This window comes from Microbacterium sp. MYb64, from assembly GCF_002979495.1.
Taxonomy (GTDB): Bacteria; Actinomycetota; Actinomycetes; order Actinomycetales; family Microbacteriaceae; genus Microbacterium; species Microbacterium azadirachtae_A.
Window position 1 is genome coordinate 18200 of the sequence record NZ_PCOW01000028.1, and the last position, 19770, is coordinate 37969.

Here is a 19770-nt window from a genome sequence, read left to right on the forward strand (position 1 = left end):
GTCGACGCTCCCGCTTCCGTCTCCTTGCCGGACGCGGGCGACGACCTGACGTGGCGGCGCGTGACGCGGGCGGACCTGCCCGCTCTGCTCGAATTCGATCGGGCGTGCGGCGCCGTCGATCACCCGCGGGTCGTGCACACTCTCGACATGCTGGAAGAGGGCTTCGACGCCCCGACCTTCGACCCCGAGACGGACAGCGCGATCGCCTTCGACGCCGGCGGTCGCATCGTCGCCTACGGCGAAGCGACCACCGGCAGCGAGGCCTCCACGCTGGTGAAGGTGCGCCTCGACGGCAAGGTCCACCCCTCGCGCCGGCGGGAGGGGATCGGGACGGCGCTGCTCGCCTGGCAGGAGGCCCGCGGTCTGCAGCTGCTGGCCGCGTCGGAGTCGGACCTGCCCGGATGGCTGAATGCCGGCATCGAGTCGAAGGCGACGGCCCAGCGCGCGCTGCTGGAATCGGCGGGATTCGTCCCGGCACGATGGTGGCTGACGATGGACCGTGATCTGCGTGACGCGATCCCGGAGGTGGAGCTCGCTCCGGATCTCCGGATCGCGCCCTTTGCGGACGAGTGGTCCGAGTCTGCGCGCGAGGTGATCAACGACGCCTTTCGCGATCACTGGGGCACCCAGCCGCTGACCCCGGACGACTGGGGGGCGCTCGTTCGCCTCCAGAGCTTCCGCCCGGAACTGAGCGCGGTGGTGCTCGCGAAGCGCGAGGACGATTCCGAGGACGTCGTGGGCGTGCTGGGCACGATGATCAACGAGGCGGAGTGGGAACCGAACGGCTTCCGTTTCGGCTACATCGAGATGCTCGGCGTGGCACGCGGGTGGCGGGGACGGCGGATCGCCCAGGCGCTGCTGGCGCACACGTTGCGCGCTCTTCGCGCAGAGGGGCTCGAGCGAGCCGTGCTCGACGTGGACAGCGAGAGCCCGACCGGCGCGGTCGGCCTCTACAGCCGGCTGGGGTTCCGGGAACTCGATCGCTCGGTCACCGTGGTGAAGGAGTACTAGCCCTTCCCATCGGCATCCTGCCGGGGATCCGACCCGACATCGAAACGAGAAGCAGCGGGCCATGAGATGACTTCACGACCACGTTCGGCGCGCCCTGCTCTCGCGGGCCTCGTCGCCATCGCCGTCCTTTCCCTCCTCGCCTGGTGGGCCGCCGCGAGCGTCTCCCCGCCGGATGCCGCGCGCATCGGCGATGAGGCGAGCGGGTTCAGCGCAGAACGGGCGCGGGTGCATCAGGCCGATGCGAGTCGGCGCCCGCATCCGGCAGGCTCCGCCGAGGCGGCGGTCGTGCGGGGCGGGATCCTGAAGGAGCTGCGTGCCTCGGCCATCGACGCGCGCGTGCAGAGCGCGGTCGGATCGTCCGGGGACACCGAGTATCCCGCCGCAGCGCACGTCGAGAACGTGGTCGGGAAGATCCCGGGAAGCGATCCATCGGGAACCGTGCTGCTCGTCGCCCACTATGACGCGGCCCCGGCCTCGTTGGGCGCGGGCGACGATGGCGCCGGTGTCGCGACGCTTCTCGAGGTGGGTCGCGCGCTCGCGAACGACGGCACCCCCAAGAACGACATCGTCCTGCTCTTCACAGACGCGGAGGAACCCGGGATGTTCGGCGCGGAGGCCTTCGTGGCATCCGATCCGGATGGTCGACGAGGCGGGGTCGCGCTGAACATCGAGTCACGGGGCGCATCCGGGCCGGCCGTCATGTTCGAGACGAGCAGCGGGAATGAGCGACTCATCGACCTGTTCGGTGCGAATGCGCCGTATCCGGTCGCGACGAGCCTCGCGGGTGACCTCTACCGGCTCCTCCCGAACGACACAGACCTGACCCCGGTGCTCGACTCGGGACGCTTCACCGGGTTGAACAGCTCCTACCTCGACGGATCCGCGGTCTACCACTCGCCCGAGGACAGCATCGAACGACAGTCGATCGACTCCCTGCAGCATCAGGGCTCCAACGCACTCGCGGTGACGAGGGCTCTCGCGGACGCCGACCTCGCCGAACTCGGCGAACCGGCTCCGCGCGATGCGACGTACTTCCCGCTCCTCGGCCGGCTCGCGCACTATCCGGCTGCTCTCGTCTGGCCGATCGCCGCGGTCGCCGCGTCGATCGTGCTCACGGCAGGCGTGCTGTTGGTGCGACGCGGTGCGGCGACCTTGCGGCGTCTGGCGCTCGGCGTTCTGATGGCGATGCCGCCGCTCGTGATATCGCTCGGCCTGGGAGCGGGCCTGTGGGCGCTGATGACGGGTGTCCAACCGGCATACGCCCAACTGGACGAGCCATGGAACCCCGGGTGGTTCCGCGCCGGCCTCGTCGTCGCCGTGATCGGTGTCCACCTCGGCTGGCTGGCCCTGGCCCGACGGTGGGATCAGGGGAGCTCGCTCTTCTTCGGCGCTCTCGTCTGGACCGCCGTGCTCGCTCTGTTCGCCGCTGCCGCCGTCCCCGGCGGATCGTACGTCTTCGCGTTGCCGGCGCTCGCGGGAGGCCTCTCCTTGATCGCAACCGCATCGGTCGGAGCAGCCGGGATCCGAGGAAGAGTCCGCGCACGTTGGGCGACGGTGTCGACGGTCGCGGCATGCTCGGTTGCGATCCTGATCCTGGTGCCCAGCGTCGTCCTGCTGCTCCCGGTAGCAGGGATATCGGGCAGCGGTCTCGCCCTGTTCCTCGCCGCGCTGCTGCTCCTGCTGCTCACGCCGGTCGCCGACCTTCTCTTCACCGCGGGGTCCGACCGGCTCCGGCCTGCGGTGTTCCGGCGCCTCGTGCTCCCCGTCGGCGCGCTCGTCGTCGCGAGCGCCCTCGTGGTCGCCGGATTCGTCGTCAACGCGAACACCCGCTCGCATCCGATTCCGGTCGCGCTCGCGTACGTCGAAGACCGAGACACGGGCCAGGCGCACTGGGTCAGCGGTGACGCCGATCCCACAGGCTGGAGCGATCGTCTCGTGGACCGTCACGAGGATCTGACAGGGTCCTTCCCGATGCTGGAGGAGGGAGGCCGTACCGGTACGGCCGAGCCCAGCGGAGCACCGGCGCCGGTCGTCACGGTCCTGAGCGAGGGTGCCACCGACGGAGACCGCGAGCTCACGGTCCGCTTCTCGTCACGGAGTTCGGCGCGCACGCTGTACCTCGAGCCGGTTCGAGGCGCGATTCGGTCCATCACTGTCGAGGGCAGGCTCGTGGCGAGCGGAGGCGTTCCCTCCTTGCAGATCGAGGCGCTGCGGGAGGGCGAGATCGAGATGACGATCCGGTCAGAGGGCGCCGGGCCGCTGGAACTCCGCCTCATCGAGGGCGCCGATGGTCTGCGGGAGCTGCCAGGATATGTCGAACGTCCCCGCGACGTCGTTCCCGCAGCTGGCCACATCGCCGAGATGAGATTCCTCGCGACCACCGCGAAACTGTGACGGGTCCCGGTATCACCGCGATCGAGCGCATTCACCCCCGAGGCATGGACCATTCCGAGAGGAGACGGACAGATGGAGCAGTTCGTGATCACGGCTGTCGACCACCCGGATGATGGAGCGCAGGAGAGGCGCGTCCGCATGCGACCTGCGCATCTCGCGAGACTGCAGGACCTGAGCGCGGGCCGAGTACTCAGCGGCGGCGCGATCCTCGGCCCCCGCGGGACTCCGATCGGCTCGTCGCTGCACGTCGAGTTCGCAGACCGCGCGACGCTCGACGCCTGGCTTGCGGACGACCCGTACGTCGTGGGGCGCGTGTGGGATGACGTCGAGGTCCGGCCGTTCCGACAGGCGATGAGCAACCCGAGCGAGCTCTGATGAGGCGCATCAGGGTGGCGCGGTTCGGAGAGCCTGACGTCCTGGAGCTCGTCGCCGACCCTCCGGCATCGGCGCCCGTGGGAGCGGGACGGGTCCGGGTCGCCATCGAAGCGGCCGGAGTGAACCCCGCGGACACGTACATCCGTGCAGGAACCTATGAGTTCCTCGCCCCGGAGCTGCCCTACACGCCGGGATTCGACGCGGCAGGCATCATCGTCGATGTCGGCGCCGGGGTGACCGACCGGCACGTCGGCGAGCGGGTCTGGGTGTCCCTCCTTCCCGCCCGCATCACCGGCGCCTACGCCGACACGTTGGACTGCGACGCCGCCCTCGTCCACCCTCTTCCCAGCCATCTCTCCTTCGCGCAAGGCGCTGCAATCGGAGTACCGGCGATCACCGCCTACCGGGCGCTCATCCAGCGGGGGCAGGCCCGCACAGGCGAGACCGTTCTCATCCACGGTGCCTCCGGAGGGGTGGGGCTGCCCGCCGTCCAGATCGCCGTGGCCCGGAGCATGACGGTGATCGGCACCGCGTCGACGCCAGAGGGACGTCGCATCGTCCGTGCCGCCGGCGCTCATCACGTGATCGACCACAGCGATCCTGCCCACCTCGAGCTGGTCGGGCGTCTCACGGGCGGACGCGGCGCGGATGTCGTCATCGAGATGCGGGCCGACCTCAATCTCGGCACTGTGTTGCGCGTCCTGGCTCCGAATGGGCGCGTCGTGATCGTGGGCGCGCGCGGGCAGGTCACGATTGCGCCGCGAGAGCTCATGGCCGCGGAAGCCGACATCCGCGGGACCGCTCTCTGGAACATGAGCGCGGCGGACGCGGACGATGCCTATTCCGCCGTTCAGGACATGCTGGAGCGCGGACAGTTGCGGCCTGTCGTGGGCGGACTGTTCGCGCTCGAACACGCGGCGGACGCGCATCGCACCGAGCCGACGGGGCGGGCCGGCAAGCTGGTTCTGATGGCGCGACTTCATCCGGACCGGAACACGGGCGCGGAGTGACGCAGCGTCGGAAAGAGGTCCGGTCCGCGAAATCTCGCGGGCCGGACCTCTTTCGGGTTCGGGGTGGAACAGTCGAGCTAGAGGCCTCGTGTCCGCCCGCGGCGCAGCACCGGGATCGCGGACGCTGCGGCGCCCAGCAGCAGAAGCGCGGCACCGGCCCACGCGACCGGCGTCGAGTCCGCCCCGCCGGTCTGCGCAAGCGTGGTGCCCTCGGCTTTGGTGCCGGGATCGGGTGCGGCGCCAGGGCCGGGTGCCGTCCCCGGATCGGTGACCGTGATCGTCACCGTCGCCCAGTTGCTCTGGATGCTCACAGGGTCGTCGGAATGGGCGGCCATGTTGTAGGTGAACGTCTTCGTGCCGACGAAGCCCTGGGCGGGGGTGTAGACGAAGCTGCCGTCGAGGTGGCGTGAGACCTCGCCGGCGTCTTCGAACCAGTCCGCGATGTCGCCGTTCGGCAGCGAGTCGTTCGCGAGGAGGCTCGCGGCCGGGATCACGAGCGGCACATCCTTCGACGTCGTGTACTGATCGTCCTGAGCGACGGGCCGCTCGGACGCCGCCCGCGGAAGCACGGTGACAGTGACCGTCGTGACGTTGCTGGTCGCCAGGGAGCCCTGGCCGATCGCCGCATAGGAGAACTGGAAGTCGCCGACATACGACGGCTCCGTGGTGAGGGTGAAGCTGCCGTCGGCGTTCACCGCGAGGCCTTCGACGGGGTTGCTGCCGACGTAAAGCGGTGCCACCGCCAGCTGCTCCCCGCTCGCCGAGGTGTCGTTCGCGAGAATGCCCGCGGCATCGACGTGGAGGGTGTCGCCCTGCATCACCGAGTAGGCGTCGGGGTTCGCCACCGGCTGCGGGAGCTCGGGCTTCGGGGTGACGGTGATCGTGACCGTCGCCCAGTTGCTCTCGGCCTCACCGTCGCTCGAGCGGTACTGGAACGTCGTCACTCCGGTGAAGGAGGGATCAGGCATGTACTTGAGCCAACCGGCCTGGTTGAGCACGGTGGTGGCGCTGTCGATGCCCTGCACCGAGGATGCGTGCAGCGCATCGCCGTCCGCGTCGGTGTCGTTGGCGAGCACCCCGGGCTCATCGATGGCGAGCACGTCGCCCTGCACCATCGAGTAGGTGTCAGGGTTCGCGGTCGGTGCGGTGTTCGCCGCGGGGGCCACCGCTACCGCGGCCTGCTCGCGGCTCATCTCCGGCGCGGTTGTCAGAGGCGGGTTCTGGACCGTCCCGTCAGCATCCGTCGCAGCGACGGGAGTGAAGAAGGAATCGGCTGCGAAAGCCGCGCCGGCCCCGAAGAGCGAGAGCGCGCCGGTGAGGCTCAGAGCCAGGCCCGCGACGGCCAGGCGGACGGCTCTCCGAGCGGGGGATGATCGGCGGTGCGGTGAAGCGGGCATGGGGCTCCTTCAGAGCTCGTGACGTATCTCGTGCGCCGTGAAGCGCATGCGGGCAGGGTCCGCCCAGGGACAGGGCAATCCTGGAGGGACTCGAGCCCCTCCGCATGAGTGCCCGTCACTCGGATTCGTGACGGCGACTACTCGGATCGCGCCTCGCCCCGTGCTTCACGACAGATGTCGATGCGAACCGGGCAGGGGGCCTGCCAGAATGTCCCCATCATGCGTGCCGACCACTCGACCACGCGACCCGAGAAGGTCCCGGTCGCGGCTCTCGACGTGCGCGGGAGATGGCCCTTCGTCGGCCGCGCCTCGCAGCTCGCCGCGGTGCGGGCGGCGCTGCGATCCCGGAGCGCGAAGGCGCTGCTGTTGTGCGGGCCGTCCGGCGTCGGCAAGTCGCGGATCGCCGCAGAGGTCGCGACAGAGGCGGCCGATGCGGGGGAGCGTGTGCTGCGCGTGACTGCGGACAAGGCATTGGCCGAGATCCCGCTCGGCGCGCTCCTGCCTGCCCTCCCCGGTGCCGCACTCGACCTCGACGCTCTCGCCCACCACTCCAATGCGCCCTTCGACACGATCCGGCGGGCCTTGCACGACGATGCGGCCGGTCGGAGGATCCTTCTGGTCGTCGACGATCTCGGGTCGCTGGACCGGCTGTCCCTGGCCCTGATCGCACAGCTCCTGGCCGCCGAGGCAGTGCGGCTCGTCGCGACGCTGCGCGACGGGGAGCCCATTCCGGACACCGTGCTGTCGCTCTGGACCGGTGGGGCCGGCGTGCGCGTCGACGTGCCGGCGCTGACTCTGAACGAATGCGCCGAACTCCTGGAAGCGGTGCTGGACGATCCGGTCGCACACCGCGCCGTGCGGGACTTCCATGCCGCGTCCGAGGGGAACCCGCTGATGCTGCGCGAACTCGTCGCGGGTGCGCATGAAGCCGGAGACCTCGAGTCGCACAACGGCATCTGGCGGCTCTCGGGGCCGCCGCAGGGCACCATCGCCCTGCAGGAACTGATCCGCGCTCGCTTCGCGACGCTCAGTCCGCCCGATCGAGATCTCGTCCGTCGACTCGCCGTCTGCCACACTCTCTCGCTCGAGGAGGCCGTCGGCGACGGAGATGCGGCTCATGCCGCGAGGCTGGAACAGCAGGGGATGATCGCCCTCCGCGAGCACGAGGGCACGCTGTGGCTCACGCTCGGCCACCCGCAGTACGGGGAGGCGATTCGGGCATCGCTCTCGCGGCTCGAACGCATCGGCATCCTTGTCGATCAGGCGCGCGCCACCGCGGCGATCTCCTCCGGAGGCAGCAACGAGCTGCGCATCGCCGCCTGGAACCTGGACGCCGGGCGACCCGCCGACGCGGCGTCCCTCGCGCGAGCGGCGAGCCTCGCATCGCTGGCACAGGATTACCCGATGATGGCGCGGTTCGCGGCCGCGGCCCTCGCCGTCGGCGGGCCGGACCCCGAGATGCTCCTGCTGCAGGGGTATTCGCTGTGGATCCTCGGAGAGAACGAGGAGTCGATCGCGGTGCTCGAAGCCGCCCGTGCTGCAGACAGCGCGGATCCGGGACCCAGGGTGCGGACCGTCAGCATCGCTCGTGCCCTTGCGAGCGCCTACGCCGGGCGCCGCTTCGGGGAGGTCGACGCGCTCGCCGTCCTCGACCAGGTCGCACGAGAGAACCCGGAGCTCGCTGTCACACTGGCGGAGCAGCGGGCGATCCTGTTCACCTATCTCGAGCGCGCGGATGCGGCGGCCGCGGCTCTCGGGCCCAGCCCCTTTCAGGGCGACGTCGGAGATATCGGGCCGGATCAGCTCTCTGTCGCCGTCGTGTCGTCGCTGACCGCGGTCTCGCAGGGGCGTTCGGCGCAGGCGCTCGCCATCGCGGAGGCGGCTGTGCATGCGGCGATGTTCGAGAACGAGCCGGTGACGACCCTCCGTCGCGCGCGGGTCGCCCTGGCGATGGCCCAGCTCTGGTGTTCGCAGCTGGTCGCAGCGGAGGCCACGGCGAATCTGGGCCTGGCAGAGGCGATCGCGGTCGACGACGAGCACACGATCGCCTACGCGCAGCTGATCCTCGCCGACTGTGCGCTCGCGCAGGGGCATCTGCGGAGGAGCGAGCAGTGGTGCCGTGAGGTGATCGGCAGCGTCGGCGCGCAGCACCAGGCGCGATTCCACGATCAGGCATCCTCACGGCTGGCGCTCGCGTTGACCTGGCAGGGGCGCATCGATGAGGCCGTGGCCGTTCGGGATGGTTTCCACGATCGACTCGCCGAGCACAATTCGATCGCGCTCCTCGCGACGGTCTGGGTCGATCTGGCCGCCGGCGCGGACCGGGAGATCATCTGGCGCCTCGTCGAGCGCGCGGAAGAACTCGTCACGCGAGGGGAGCGAGCGGTCGCGGCGGTGCTGCTGCACAGCGTCTCGCGACTCGGAGAGCCGGAAGCGGCGGCGCCGCTGCTGAGAAGCATCGCTGAGGCCTCCGACAGTCGTGACATCGCTCTGCTCGCCGAGCATGCGATCGCAGAGGCCGAGCAGAATGCGGATCGACTCGCCGCCGTCGGCACGGAATGGCAGTCTCTGGGCTCCCACATCCTGGCGGCCGAGGCGTTCACCGCGGCCGCGCTGCACAGCTCGGCGCGGCCCGCAACCCGACTGCGGCAGACCGCGGTGCATCTGCGTCGTCTCGCCGACGACGCGCGCACGCCGATGCTGGAACGACTCGGCGAGTCCGCCCGGCTCACCCGTCGGGAGAGCGAGATCGCGTCGCTCGCCCGTGCCGGTCACAGCACCCCTCAGATCGCGGCCCGCCTCACGCTCTCTCCGAGGACCGTGGACAACCACCTGTACGCCGTCTATCAGAAGCTCGGGGTGGCCGGCCGCGACGAACTCTGATGCCATCGCCGGGCTGCCTCTGAGTGATGCTCGGTCGCAGATGAGTAACGCCCCCTCATCCGGAATCGGCCGGAGAGGCGGAGCATTGCGGGGGAGCGGAGGAAGGGCCGCCCCGAAGGCGGCATCACCTGGACGGGCCGCCGGCATCGACACGGAGGGACGGGGCGGCCGCATGTTCGGACGACGGAAGAGGCAATGGGAGAACGCGGTGGCGACCATCGTGCTCGTGAACATCAAGAGGGTGTCCGGCGACGGTCTCACGCCGACCAGGGAATGGGTCGCGGACGTGGTCCGCGCCGACGGCAGCATCATGCGCGCCAGAATCGACGAACCCCGCTGGGTGACGGACTTCTGGCCGCCCGACGCCGGTGCCGCCGTGAAAGTGCTCGTGGAGTCGACGTCGGAGGAGGTGCGCTTCGATGTGAAGAACGATCCCAGCCTGAGCGTGAAAGCGCAGGATCGCAGGAAGGCGGACGCCTTCCGCAAAGCCCTCAGCCAGAATCCTTCGGTGTAGCCGCGTGAGCGAGCACCCCTACGAACGCCTCGCTCTCGCAGAGGATCTGCACCTCACCTGGCAGGCGCATCTGCTCACGGTCGCCAGCACCCGCTGGCCTCCCGGCATCTTCCTCTTCGACGTGGAATACCTCACGATCGAAGCGAAGCCCGGTCGTCGCGGCGTCAAGGTCGCGATCGGATCCCGTGGGGCGCAGATCACGTTCCAGGTTCTGCGGTTCGACCTCGACGCGGATGCGTTCCGTTGCTTCGAGGCATTCGTCGCACGCCTGCGGGATCATCGGGAGGTGCTGCGCGCGACAGCGGGCTGAGCGCCGGAGCGACGGCGGTTCCGTGCGGCGCGGCGTCTCCGTCAGGACGACGGCGCCGCGCCGGCTTCCCAACCGACATGGGAGCTACGGCTCCGCTCGATCTCGTCGATATGGCGGTCGGACCACTGGACGACCGAGTCCAGCAGGCCGAGAAGCGATTCTCCGAGCTCGGTGAGCGAGTAGGTCACGGAAACGGGCACCGTCGGCTCGACCGCACGATGGACCATGCCGTCACGCTCGAGAGCCCGGAGCGTCTGCGTGAGCATCTTCTGCGTCACGGAGGGGATCGCCCGCGCGAGTTCCGCATGCCGCATCGGGCCTTCGCTCAGGGTCAGCACGCAGATCGCCACCCACTTGTTCGACAGCTGGTCGAGCACCTGCCGGCTGGGGCAGCTCTCGAAGAACTGCTCGAAGGCATCACGGGTCGTCTGCCGGCGCTGCCGTGCAGTGAGCGTCGTCATCGCATCCCCACAGTATCCATAGGCACTCGAGAGTGCCTTCTTCCGCGTCGCGGACGGCTTGATCAGACTGAGACTACCCGCCCGAATCGAAAGGACACTCGTGCGCGCATTGCTCGTCGCCCCTCCCGGCACTCCGGCCATCGCTGAGGTCGCTGCTCCCCTTCGCCAGAGGGGAGAGGTCCTGGTCGAAGTCCACCACGCCGCCATCGACTCCGGCGATGCCGCGGTGAGCGCCGGCGTCTTCCACGAGCTCGGCTACATCGAGCGCGCGACCGTCGGACTCGGCTGGGACTTCGCCGGAACCGTGACCGAGTCCGACCCGTCCTCCGAGTTCCGCCCGGGACAACGCGTCGTCGGGATCATCGACACGTTCGACAAGGAGGTCGGCGCGGTGTCCGAGTACGTCAGCGTTCCGGAGGACGCACTGACCCACCTGCCGGATGGTGTCTCGTCCGAAGAAGGTGCTGTCGTCCCCGTCGCCGCCCTCACCGCGCTCCAGGCGCTCGCCACGCTCGGCGAAGAGCGGGGCAGCCTGCTGGTGACGGGCGCCGCGGGAATGGTCGGCGGCTTCGCGATCGCCATCGCCCGCGAGCTCGGCTTCGCCGTGACCGGACTCGCTCGAGACCACGACCGCGCGTTCGTCGAGTCGACCGGTGCGGCCTTCCTCGACGGCTTGGCCGGATCCTACGACGCGGTGTTCGACACCGCCCAGCTCGGCGCGGAGGCACTCGCGGTCGTTGCTGACGGCGGGCGATACGTCGGCGTCATGCCCGGCGGCGAGCCCGCCTCCGTGCGCGGGGTGCGAGTGACGTCGCTCGTCGTCGCCGCCGATCGCCCGCAACTGACTTATCTGCTGGGCCTGATCGCATCGAAGGACATGATCGCGCGCATTCGAGAGATCGTCGATCTCGACCGGGCGCCGGCGGCGGTGATGGCTCCCCGCACCGAGCGCGGTCGGACGGTCGTCTCCCTCCGATGAGGGCGCGCGCCGTCGGCGCGCAGGAGGACGAGTGCTGACGTCCCTGGCGCCCCACTTCCGCCGAGGCCCCCTCGCAGCACCGAAGCCCCCTCGCAGTTACGCAACTGCGAGGGGGCTTCGGTGCTCAGAGGGGGCCTCGACGTCCAGGCCCAACGTTCCGATGAAACGCTCAGCGAGCAGCCAATATTCTGGTTGTTCACTGTGGCGCAGCGCTGGGGAGTGCCGCGCCCGCTGGAGGTGCAGAGGGGTCATCGTTCTGGTTCGGGACCAGGACGATGAACTCTTCTCCATACCTCCGTCTCAGCCGTTGCGAAGGCGGCCACTGATAGCGTCGCCTGACGGCCGGCGAGGGGAGACACGTGACGGACGATCACACCCTCGGGCTGACGCTGAGCGGCGGCGGCGCGTACGGCGCCGCGCAGGCCGGAGTGCTGCAGGTGCTCGCCGAGCGCGGCATCCGCCCCGGGATCGTCGCCGGGACGAGCGCAGGTGCTCTCCTCGGCGCCGCCTACGCCGCGGGCTTCGGAGCCGACACGATCGAGCGTGCGGTGCGCGGGTTCCGCTGGGGCGCGATCGCCCGCTGGTCGCTGCGCCCGCGGTGGGGGCTGCTCGACACGCATGCGGTGACCGTCGCGATCCGTCGGATCCTCGGCCACGACCCCCTCATCGAGGACCTGCCGCGGCGCTTCGGCGCCTACGCCACCGACCTGCGCACGCGTCGCGGCGTGATCTTGGACCGCGGACCGCTCAGCACGGCCCTCCGTGCCACGGTCGCCGTCCCCGGCGTGCTGCCGCCCGTCCGTCGCGACGGCGCTCTGCTCGCCGACGGCGGCATGGTCGACAACGTCCCGGACTCGGTGACCCGCGCGCTCGGCGCGGAGCGCACGATCGTCGTCCGGCTGCACGCCAAGTGGGAGAACGTGCGGATGATGCGCACCGTCACCGCCACCGCCGACCTCGTCGCCGACCCGACCGTGATCCTCATCCAGCCGGAGATGGATCGCATGGCGCAATGGGTGATGAAGGACGTACCGAGGCTCATCGCGGAGGGGCGTCGGGCGGCTGAGGAGGCCCTGGACGCCGCGGATCGCGACGGCCGTCTCCTGTCCATCGCCTAGGCGCCGCACCGCCCGCGGCCCAAGGGCCTCTTGAGGGTGCTTTCGAGGTGGATGCACAGCGGCTCATGCCCGTCCACGCATATGGGAACGCGTAGCGTGGGTCCCAGCGATCGGCGTCCGCCCTTGGCTCCAGCTCCGGCCTCTCCGCCGGACCCAGGGAAAGCGCTCATCGATGTCATCCGTACACACCGAAATCCCCTCGCGCCTGGGCCCCGTCCGGCAGACCTACGCCCGCAAAGAGGACTTCCCGCATGTGGCCCGCGCGTTCGTCGAGGTGTCCAGGGTGGTACGCGAGACGGGGCTGATGCAGCGCACCCCGCGGTTCTACATCCTCATCGCGACCGGGCTCGCGGTCGCCTTCGGCGGTGCGATCACGGGTTTCATCCTCTTCGATGACAGCTGGTTCCAGCTGCTCATCGCCGCCGCGTTCGGGATCCTCTTCACGCAGGTGGCTTTCCTCGCGCATGAGGCTGCGCACCGGCAGATCCTCGCCTCCGGGCCGGCGAACGACCGTCTCGCGCGCATCCTGGCGGCAGGTGTCGTGGGGATCAGCTACTCGTGGTGGGACTCGAAGCACAGCCGCCACCACGCGAACCCCAACCGCGTCGGGAAGGATCCCGACATCGAAGTCGACACCATCTCGTTCCTGGAAGAGGATGCGGCGCAGTCGCGAGGCCTGATCCGGATGATCACCCGCCGGCAAGGCTGGTTGTTCTTCCCGCTGCTGACCCTCGAGGGCCTGAACCTTCATTACCTCGGCATCAAGCATCTCTTCGGCCGCGCGCCCGTGAAGGGCCGCTGGACGGAGATCGTCCTGATCGCTGCCCGCTTCGCGCTCGTGCTGACGCCGATCTTCCTGGTGCTCCCGCTCGGCAAGGCCGCCGCGTTCCTCGGCGTCATGCTCGCCGTCTTCGGCGTGTACATGGGGGCGTCCTTCGCGCCGAACCACAAGGGCATGGCAGTGATCGCACCCGACGCGCGTCTCGACTTCTTCTCCAAGCAGGTGTACACGTCGCGCAACATCCGCGGCGGATGGTGGGCCACCTGGCTCATGGGCGGCCTGAACTATCAGGTCGAGCACCACCTGTTCCCGAACATGTCGCGGATGCACCTCGCACAGGCGAGCGAGATCGTGCGGGAGTTCTGCGCCACGCACGGCGTCCCCTACACGGAGACCTCCCTGTGGCGGTCGTACGCGATCGTCATCGACTACCTCAACCGGGTGGGCCTCGCCGCGCGGGATCCGTTCGACTGCCCCATGGTCGGGCAGTACCGGCGCGCCTGATCCCGGCGCCTCGGGCCCGATCGCGGCGGCAGCGGCGGTGTGATCCGGCGTCTTCGCGGAATGACGCTCAGGCGAGTTCCGCGAAGAGCGCCATCGCCTCGGCGCCCATCTCGACCTGAGTCAGGATCACCCGGAACGAGCCGTCGAGGTCGACGTACACATCGGTGCCCAGCCCGCCGGACCATCCGTAGCGGCCCTGGTGCGGCCCCGCCGTCTGCACGGCGACGCCGTATCCCCAGCCCATACCGTCCCAGAACCCGGGGAAGAAGCTGTCGGGCGTCTTGAGCTGCGCCGGCACCCGGTCCGTCCGCATCTGCTCGAGCAGCGCGGGCTGCACGATGACCCGGTCGCCTGCCCGGCCACCGGAGGCCAGCATCCGGGCGAAGGCCGCATAGTCCGTCGCCGTCGAGACCAGCTCGGCGTGGCTCAGGTCGAAGGGCGCCGGGGCGACGTAGAAGCCGTCGCCGGCGGGTTCCATCTCGACAAGGGCGCCGGCGCCGTCGCGGCGATAGGCGGCCGGGAGGCGATGCGCGTCCTGCCGCGGGACGGAGTGCCCCGTGTCGGTCATACCGAGCGGGTCGAAGATCTCGTCGGCGAGGAGATCGGGCAGGGGACGGTCCGCGATGCGACCGAGGAGGATCCCGAGGATCCCGAAGGAGTGGTGGTAGCGCCATCCCGCGCCGGGCTGGAACATCAGCGGGAGATCGGCGAGGGCGTCGAGCCAGTCCTGGGCGCCGAGCTCGACAGGATCCTGGCCCGCCTGAGTGCGGTTGTGCACCATCGCGTCCTGCAGTGGCCCGGGGGCAGTCGTCATGCCGTAGCCGGAGGTGTTCGTCAGCAGGTGACGGACCGTGATCGGCGCCTCCGCCGGTACGACGTCGTCGAGCGCCGACTGCGGAGTGCGCAGGACGCGGCGATCGGCGAGTTCCGGCATCCACTGCTGCACGGGCGCATCCAGGTCGAGCCGTCCGTCCTGCACCAGGCGCAGCGTCGCGACGGCGAGCACGGGCTTCGTCATCGACTGGATGCGCACGATCGCGTCGGGCTGAAGGTCGCCGGAGGAGAGGATCTCGAGCCGTCCCGCGGCGTCGCCGTCCGCGACGACGATCCCCGGAGCGGTGCCGTTCGCGACGTGCCTGTCGAGGATCTCCTGCAGTTCCGTCGTCATCGTCCGGCTCCTTCACGTCCGCAGTCGTCGTGGTACGGGGTGGTCCCGGCCCACTCTAGGCGGAGAGCCGGCGCGATCGCGCTCTCAGCGGCCCGCCGACGTCAGCGGCGCTGCTCGCGGTAGTAGGCGAGCAGCGCGCGGGTGGAGGGATCCTGCGCGGCGATCGCATCCTGATCGCCTTCGATCGCGGGCGCGATCTGCAGGGCGAGCTGCTTGCCGAGCTCGACGCCCCACTGGTCGAACGAGTTGATCCCCCAGATCACGCCCTGTGTGAAGGTGATGTGCTCGTACAGGGCGATCAGCTGGCCGAGCACGGCCGGCGTCAGCGCGGGCGCGAAGATCGAGGTCGTCGGGCGGTTGCCTGCGAAGGTCCTCGCCGCCACGAGCGCGCCGGTCGTGCCCTCGGCCTCGACCTCCTCTGCGGTCTTGCCGAAGGCGAGCGCCTTGGTCTGCGCCAGGAAGTTCGCGAGGAACAGGCCGTGCACGTCGCGACCGTCGTCGGCGAGCGGGTAGGCGGGGTTCGCGACGGCGATGAAGTCGGCCGGGATCAGACGAGTGCCCTGGTGGATCAGCTGGTAGAACGCGTGCTGGCCGTTCGTGCCGGGTTCGCCCCAGAACACCTCGCCGGTGTCGGTCGTCACGGGCGACCCGTCCCAGCGCACCGACTTGCCGTTCGACTCCATCGTGAGCTGCTGCAGGTACGCGGGGAAGCGACTCAACTGCTGGGCGTAGGGGAGCACAGCGTGCGACTGCGCCCCGAGGAAGTTCGTGTACCAGACGTTGAGCAGGCCCATCAGCACCGGGACGTTGCGCTCCAGGGGCGTGGTGCGCACGTGCTCGTCGACGGCGTGGAATCCGGCGAGCAGCTCGCGGAATGCGCCCGGACCGAACACGATCGCCAAGGACAGCCCGATCGCGCTGTCGACCGAGTACCGGCCGCCGACCCAGTCCCAGAACCCGAACGCGTTGGCCGGGTCGATGCCGAACGCGGCCACCTTGTCGAGCGCGGTGGAGACCGCGACGAAGTGGTGCGCGACCGCGTTGCTGCGCGCTTCGTCGGTTGCGACGTCGACGCCGGCGGCGGCGAGGTGCTCCCACAGCCAGTCGCGGGCGAGGCGTGCGTTGGTCAGCGTCTCGAGCGTGGTGAACGTCTTCGACGCGACGACGAACAGCGTGGTCTCCGGATCCAGATCCGCCGTCTTCTGCGCGATGTCGGTCGGATCGATGTTGGAGACGAAGCGGGCCTGGATCCCCGCATCGGCGTAGGGCTTCAGCGCCTCGTAGACCATGACCGGGCCGAGGTCGGATCCGCCGATCCCGATGTTCACGACGTGCGTGGCCTTCTTGCCGGTCACGCCCCGCCAGTCGCCGGAGCGCACGCGGTCGGCGAAGGCGCTCAGCGCGTCCAGCACCGCATGCACGTCGTGGTCCACGTTCTGGCCGTCGACGACCAGCGCGGGGGAGGCGTCCGCAGGGCGGCGGAGGGCCGTGTGCAGCACGGCGCGGTCCTCCGTGGTGTTGATGTGCTCGCCCGCCAGCATCGCGGCGAATCGCTCGGCGACGCCGGTCTGCTCGGCGAGGCGCACGAGAGCGCTGCGGATCTCCGCCGTCACGAGGTTCTTGGACAGATCGACGCGGAGGTCGGCGAGATCGAACGTCAGGCTCTCCACGCGCTCGGCGTCGGCGGCGAACCAGCCGCGCAGATCGGGCGAGAACGACTCCCGCAGGGCGGTGAGATCGGTCCAGGCGGGCGTCGTGGTGGCGTCGATCGGGGAGGTCATGGGTCAACGCTAGCGCGGGATGGTCGCCGTGGGCCGACGTCGTCCTGCCGGCCGGATGAAGCGCCGGGGCGGGGTGCGCGCGGCGCCCCGCCCCGGCCTCGGATCAGGACTGCTCGCTGCGGTCCGGCAGCTCCTGCAGCGTCCAGCGATTGCCGTCGGGATCGGCGAACGTGACAAAGCGACCCCAGGCCTGGTCGTCGACGTCCGTGGCCTCTGCGCCGACGCCGCGCAGGTGCGCGAGGGCCTCGTCCGCGTTGGGAACGACGACCTGGATCGTGTTCTGCTGACCGGGCTCGAGGTCGATGCCGAGATTGGTGCCGAACGCGATCGAGCATGCGGATCCGGGAGGGGTCATCTGCACGAAGCGCAATCCCTCGAACGGCGTCTGGTCGTGGTCGGCATGGAAGCCGATCCGCTCGTAGAACTCCTTCGATCGGTCGACGTCCGTGACCGGCACGAAGATGAGCTCGATCTTCCAGTCCATGCTGCACGCTCCTTCAGTGGGAAAACCCTGGCGGTGGATCCGCCGTCCCTCCCGAAGCTACGCCGCACCTCGGACATTCGAGCGTGCCTCATTGACGGGCGCTCGACGCCCCCTCTGAGCGTCCACGCCCCCACTGACGCACGCACCTACAGGGAGGCGCGGATCCTGCGAGGGGGCCTCGACGCAAAGCAGAAAGCAAGCGCAACGAACGACCCGGCACGGGGAGAGAATGGGCCATGACCGAAACCAACCTGGTCGGCGACACGATGCTCTCCCGCGCGGAGGGGCTCGCGGCGGGGAGGGCGGCACGCGACCGCGTGCCCCGCACCGCGCTCGCGACGATCACTGCGACGGGTCGCGACCCGCTCGGCATCCTGGACCGGCAGAACAGCACGCGCGTGCCGGATCTCGTCCCGCTGCGCACGGAGCGCATGACCGTCGACCTGTTCGCGTTCTATCGCGGAACGGCCGCGATCATGGCCGCGGACTTCGCGCGGGAGCCGCATACGGGAATACTCGTGCCGTCCTGCGGCGACGCGCACATCGGCAACTTCGGGTTCTTCGCCTCGCCGCAGCGCACGCTGATGTTCGACCTGAACGACTTCGACGAAGCCGCGTGGGCGCCCTGGGAGTGGGATCTCAAGCGTCTCGTCGCGAGCGTGGTCATCGGCGCCAGAGGAGGCCGCGGGCAGGCGCTCGCGGATGACGCGGCGCGGCAGTGCGTCCTCGCCTACGCGCGGGCGCTGCGTGCGGCCGCGTCGGCGGATCCGCTGCAGCGGTATTTCGCGCACTTCGACGCGACCGCGGCGCGGGACGGGCTCGACGTCGATTCGCAGCGCACCCTGCAGAAGGCGATCGCCGCCGCCGAGAAGCGAACGGGTGCGCGCGCGGCGCGCAGGCTCACCGTCCGCGGGGATGACGGGCACCTGCGGTTCGTCGAGCAGCCGCCGGTCATGACGCATGCCGACCCCGACATCCGCGAGGTCAGCGACACCGCCTTCGAGCGGTACGCGGCCTCCGCGAACATCGACATCCAACTGCTGCTGCGCCAGTACCGGGTGCGCGACGTGGCGCGCCGCGTGGTCGGCGTGGGCAGCGTCGGCACGCGCTGCTTCCTCGCCGTGCTCGGCACCGCCGATGCCGAGCCCCTGCTCCTGCAGGTCAAACAGGCGGGGCGCAGCGTGCTCGCGGAGTACGGCGGGATCGCACAGCCGGACGACCTCCAGGCGCGGATCCGCGAGGGCGGGGAGGGGGCGAGGGTCGTGGGCGTGCAGCGGGTCCTGCAGGCGTTCTCGGATCCCTTCCTCGGACACATCAAGGGATCGCGCGAGGACTACTACGTGCGTCAGTTCCACGACATGAAGGGCTCGATCGACACCGACGAGATCGAGGACGAGGGGTATCGCGAGTACGCGGTCGCCTGTGCGATCACGCTGGCTCGCGCCCATGCGCAGGCGCCCGCGGCCGCTCAGATCGCCGGATACGCCGGCAAGGGTGCGCAGCTCGCCGATATCCTGGTGAGCTGGGCCAATGCCTACGCCGACCTGGCCGAGCAGGACTACCGGTCGTTCGCGGCGCGAGCGGCGGAGCAGGGGGCGGCGAACGCCGCTCCGCACACAGCGCAGCAGACTGCGCAGGAGGAGAGCAGGGCATGAAGCAGATCCGATTCGGATCCGGATCCGCCCCGGCGGTCGTCGCGGGCATGATGCGCATCGACGGCCGTACGGACGCGCAGATCCGCGAGCTGTACGACACCGCCCGCTCGAACGGGATCGATTTCTTCGACCACGCCGACATCTACGGCGGGGCGATGCACGTCTGCGAGGAGCGTTTCGGTGCGGCCCTCGGGATGTCCGCCGCGGAGCGCGACGAGATCACGCTGCAGACCAAGTGCGGCATCGTGCCCTCGGAGGGGATGTTCGACTTCTCCTACGAGCACATCATGCGACAGGTCGAGGGGTCGCTCGCGGCGCTGCGCACCGACCGCATCGACGTGCTGCTGCTGCACCGTCCCGACGCCCTCGTGGAGCCGGAGGAGGTCGCGCGCGCGTTCGACGAGCTGCACGCCTCGGGCAAGGTGCGCTCCTTCGGCGTCTCCAACCACACCCCGCGTCAGATCGATCTGCTGAAGGCCGCGGTGACGCAGCCTCTCATGGCGAATCAGCTGCAGCTGTCGATCACGCACGCCCCGATCATCGCGCAGCCGCTCGCGGCGAACATGGCAGGTCTCGATCAGAGCATCGTCCGGGACGGCGGCGGGATCGTGGAGTACTGCCGCATCGAGGGCATCACGATCCAGGCCTGGTCGCCGTACCAGGCGGGCTTCTTCACGGGCGTCTTCCTGGACAACCCGGCCTATCCCGAGCTCAACGCGGCGATCGACAGGATCGCGGCCGTGCACGGCGTCACCCCGATCGGCATCGCCACCGCCTGGATCACGCGGCACCCCGCGGGCATGCAGGTGGTGCTCGGCACGACCACGCCGTCCCGCGTGCAGGAGGCGGCGGAGGGAGCCGACGTCGAGCTCAGTCGTGCGGAGTGGTACGAGCTGTTCCGCGCCGCCGGACACACCCTGCCGTAGGGGTGGCCGGGGCGCATCC

Annotated in this window: 17 protein-coding genes; 12 read left to right on the forward strand and 5 right to left on the reverse strand. The window is 69.9% G+C overall.

Translation table 11 applies throughout. The annotated features are described in order from the left end of the window. Nucleotides 1-60: 60 nt before the first annotated feature. From CQ044_RS17850 to CQ044_RS17865, 4 genes are all read left to right on the forward strand, one after another. Nucleotides 61-1011: a GNAT family N-acetyltransferase gene (locus tag CQ044_RS17850; protein ID WP_219844993.1), complete on the forward strand. Its 951-nt coding sequence runs from the start codon at nucleotides 61-63 to the stop codon at nucleotides 1009-1011. Nucleotides 1012-1077: 66 nt separating this feature from the next. Beyond that, nucleotides 1078-3405, forward strand: a complete 2328-nt coding sequence (locus tag CQ044_RS17855; protein ID WP_105689714.1) for a M20/M25/M40 family metallo-hydrolase — start codon at nucleotides 1078-1080, stop codon at nucleotides 3403-3405. 72 nt (nucleotides 3406-3477) lie between these two features. After that, the gene (locus CQ044_RS17860) at nucleotides 3478-3780 is read left to right on the forward strand and encodes a YciI family protein (protein WP_105689715.1); all 303 of its coding nucleotides are present in this window, start codon (nucleotides 3478-3480) and stop codon (nucleotides 3778-3780) included. After that, entirely contained in the window at nucleotides 3780-4790 is a 1011-nt protein-coding gene (locus CQ044_RS17865; RefSeq protein ID WP_105689716.1) for an NADPH:quinone reductase, read from the forward strand. Before CQ044_RS17860 ends, CQ044_RS17865 begins: the two co-directional genes overlap by 1 nt. 77 nt (nucleotides 4791-4867) lie before the next feature. Here CQ044_RS17865 and CQ044_RS17870 read toward each other — a convergent pair whose 3' ends face one another. Continuing rightward, complete coding sequence (locus tag CQ044_RS17870) at nucleotides 4868-6187, reverse strand: Ig-like domain-containing protein (RefSeq protein WP_105689717.1); 1320 nt, start codon at nucleotides 6185-6187, stop codon at nucleotides 4868-4870. Between the two features lie 219 nt (nucleotides 6188-6406). Between CQ044_RS17870 and CQ044_RS17875 the strand changes: the two genes are divergently transcribed. The 3 genes from CQ044_RS17875 (at nucleotide 6407) to CQ044_RS17885 (ending at nucleotide 9894) form a co-directional block, all read left to right on the forward strand. Beyond that, complete coding sequence (locus tag CQ044_RS17875; RefSeq protein ID WP_181158379.1) at nucleotides 6407-9070, forward strand: LuxR family transcriptional regulator; 2664 nt, start codon at nucleotides 6407-6409, stop codon at nucleotides 9068-9070. A 208-nt stretch (nucleotides 9071-9278) separates the two neighbouring features. Further along, entirely contained in the window at nucleotides 9279-9584 is a 306-nt protein-coding gene (locus tag CQ044_RS17880) for a hypothetical protein (RefSeq protein WP_146116826.1), read from the forward strand. Nucleotides 9585-9588: 4 nt separating this feature from the next. Continuing rightward, complete coding sequence (locus CQ044_RS17885) at nucleotides 9589-9894, forward strand: hypothetical protein (protein ID WP_105689720.1); 306 nt, start codon at nucleotides 9589-9591, stop codon at nucleotides 9892-9894. Between the two features lie 41 nt (nucleotides 9895-9935). Here the strand turns inward: CQ044_RS17885 and CQ044_RS17890 are convergent, their stop codons facing one another. Then, a complete protein-coding gene (locus CQ044_RS17890) occupies nucleotides 9936-10355 on the reverse strand; it encodes a helix-turn-helix domain-containing protein (protein ID WP_105689721.1) in 420 nt (139 codons plus the stop codon). Nucleotides 10356-10455: 100 nt separating this feature from the next. Here CQ044_RS17890 and CQ044_RS17895 point away from each other — a divergent pair, with 100 nt between their 5' ends. The 3 genes from CQ044_RS17895 to CQ044_RS17905 all read left to right on the forward strand — a co-directional run bounded on the left by CQ044_RS17895 (nucleotide 10456) and on the right by CQ044_RS17905 (nucleotide 13737). Continuing rightward, entirely contained in the window at nucleotides 10456-11334 is an 879-nt protein-coding gene (locus CQ044_RS17895) for an alcohol dehydrogenase catalytic domain-containing protein (RefSeq protein WP_146116827.1), read from the forward strand. A gap of 359 nt (nucleotides 11335-11693) precedes the next feature. Continuing rightward, nucleotides 11694-12452: a patatin-like phospholipase family protein gene (locus CQ044_RS17900; protein WP_181158380.1), complete on the forward strand. Its 759-nt coding sequence runs from the start codon at nucleotides 11694-11696 to the stop codon at nucleotides 12450-12452. A 172-nt stretch (nucleotides 12453-12624) separates the two neighbouring features. After that, nucleotides 12625-13737: an acyl-CoA desaturase gene (locus tag CQ044_RS17905; protein ID WP_105689724.1), complete on the forward strand. Its 1113-nt coding sequence runs from the start codon at nucleotides 12625-12627 to the stop codon at nucleotides 13735-13737. A 67-nt stretch (nucleotides 13738-13804) separates the two neighbouring features. Here the strand turns inward: CQ044_RS17905 and CQ044_RS17910 are convergent, their stop codons facing one another. The 3 genes from CQ044_RS17910 to CQ044_RS17920 all read right to left on the reverse strand — a co-directional run bounded on the left by CQ044_RS17910 (nucleotide 13805) and on the right by CQ044_RS17920 (nucleotide 17170). Beyond that, nucleotides 13805-14905: a serine hydrolase gene (locus CQ044_RS17910; protein ID WP_105689725.1), complete on the reverse strand. Its 1101-nt coding sequence runs from the start codon at nucleotides 14903-14905 to the stop codon at nucleotides 13805-13807. Between the two features lie 101 nt (nucleotides 14906-15006). Then, on the reverse strand, nucleotides 15007-16686 hold the full coding sequence (gene pgi, locus CQ044_RS17915; RefSeq protein ID WP_105689726.1) for a glucose-6-phosphate isomerase: 1680 nt from the start codon (nucleotides 16684-16686) through the stop codon (nucleotides 15007-15009). A gap of 103 nt (nucleotides 16687-16789) precedes the next feature. Then, on the reverse strand, nucleotides 16790-17170 hold the full coding sequence (locus CQ044_RS17920; protein WP_105689727.1) for a VOC family protein: 381 nt from the start codon (nucleotides 17168-17170) through the stop codon (nucleotides 16790-16792). Nucleotides 17171-17406: 236 nt separating this feature from the next. On the opposite strand from CQ044_RS17920, the gene CQ044_RS17925 reads away from it, so the two are divergent. Both CQ044_RS17925 and CQ044_RS17930 read left to right on the forward strand, forming a co-directional pair. Further along, nucleotides 17407-18825, forward strand: a complete 1419-nt coding sequence (locus tag CQ044_RS17925; RefSeq protein WP_258133365.1) for a DUF2252 domain-containing protein — start codon at nucleotides 17407-17409, stop codon at nucleotides 18823-18825. Beyond that, complete coding sequence (locus tag CQ044_RS17930; protein ID WP_105689728.1) at nucleotides 18822-19751, forward strand: aldo/keto reductase family oxidoreductase; 930 nt, start codon at nucleotides 18822-18824, stop codon at nucleotides 19749-19751. Before CQ044_RS17925 ends, CQ044_RS17930 begins: the two co-directional genes overlap by 4 nt. Nucleotides 19752-19770: the final 19 nt, after the last annotated feature.

Excerpts from the sequence above, each read along its gene's own strand:
- CQ044_RS17855 (WP_105689714.1), top strand. The coding sequence starts at position 1,078 with ATGACTTCACGACCACGTTCGGCGCGCCCTGCTCTCGCGGGCCTCGTC.
- CQ044_RS17860 (WP_105689715.1), top strand. The coding sequence starts at position 3,478 with ATGGAGCAGTTCGTGATCACGGCTGTCGACCACCCGGATGATGGAGCG.
- CQ044_RS17865 (WP_105689716.1), top strand. The coding sequence starts at position 3,780 with ATGAGGCGCATCAGGGTGGCGCGGTTCGGAGAGCCTGACGTCCTGGAG.
- CQ044_RS17870 (WP_105689717.1), bottom strand. The coding sequence starts at position 6,187 with ATGCCCGCTTCACCGCACCGCCGATCATCCCCCGCTCGGAGAGCCGTC.
- CQ044_RS17875 (WP_181158379.1), top strand. The coding sequence starts at position 6,407 with ATGCGTGCCGACCACTCGACCACGCGACCCGAGAAGGTCCCGGTCGCG.
- CQ044_RS17890 (WP_105689721.1), bottom strand. The coding sequence starts at position 10,355 with ATGACGACGCTCACTGCACGGCAGCGCCGGCAGACGACCCGTGATGCC.
- CQ044_RS17905 (WP_105689724.1), top strand. The coding sequence starts at position 12,625 with ATGTCATCCGTACACACCGAAATCCCCTCGCGCCTGGGCCCCGTCCGG.
- CQ044_RS17910 (WP_105689725.1), bottom strand. The coding sequence starts at position 14,905 with ATGACGACGGAACTGCAGGAGATCCTCGACAGGCACGTCGCGAACGGC.
- pgi (WP_105689726.1), bottom strand. The coding sequence starts at position 16,686 with ATGACCTCCCCGATCGACGCCACCACGACGCCCGCCTGGACCGATCTC.
- CQ044_RS17920 (WP_105689727.1), bottom strand. The coding sequence starts at position 17,170 with ATGGACTGGAAGATCGAGCTCATCTTCGTGCCGGTCACGGACGTCGAC.
- CQ044_RS17925 (WP_258133365.1), top strand. The coding sequence starts at position 17,407 with ATGACCGAAACCAACCTGGTCGGCGACACGATGCTCTCCCGCGCGGAG.
- CQ044_RS17930 (WP_105689728.1), top strand. The coding sequence starts at position 18,822 with ATGAAGCAGATCCGATTCGGATCCGGATCCGCCCCGGCGGTCGTCGCG.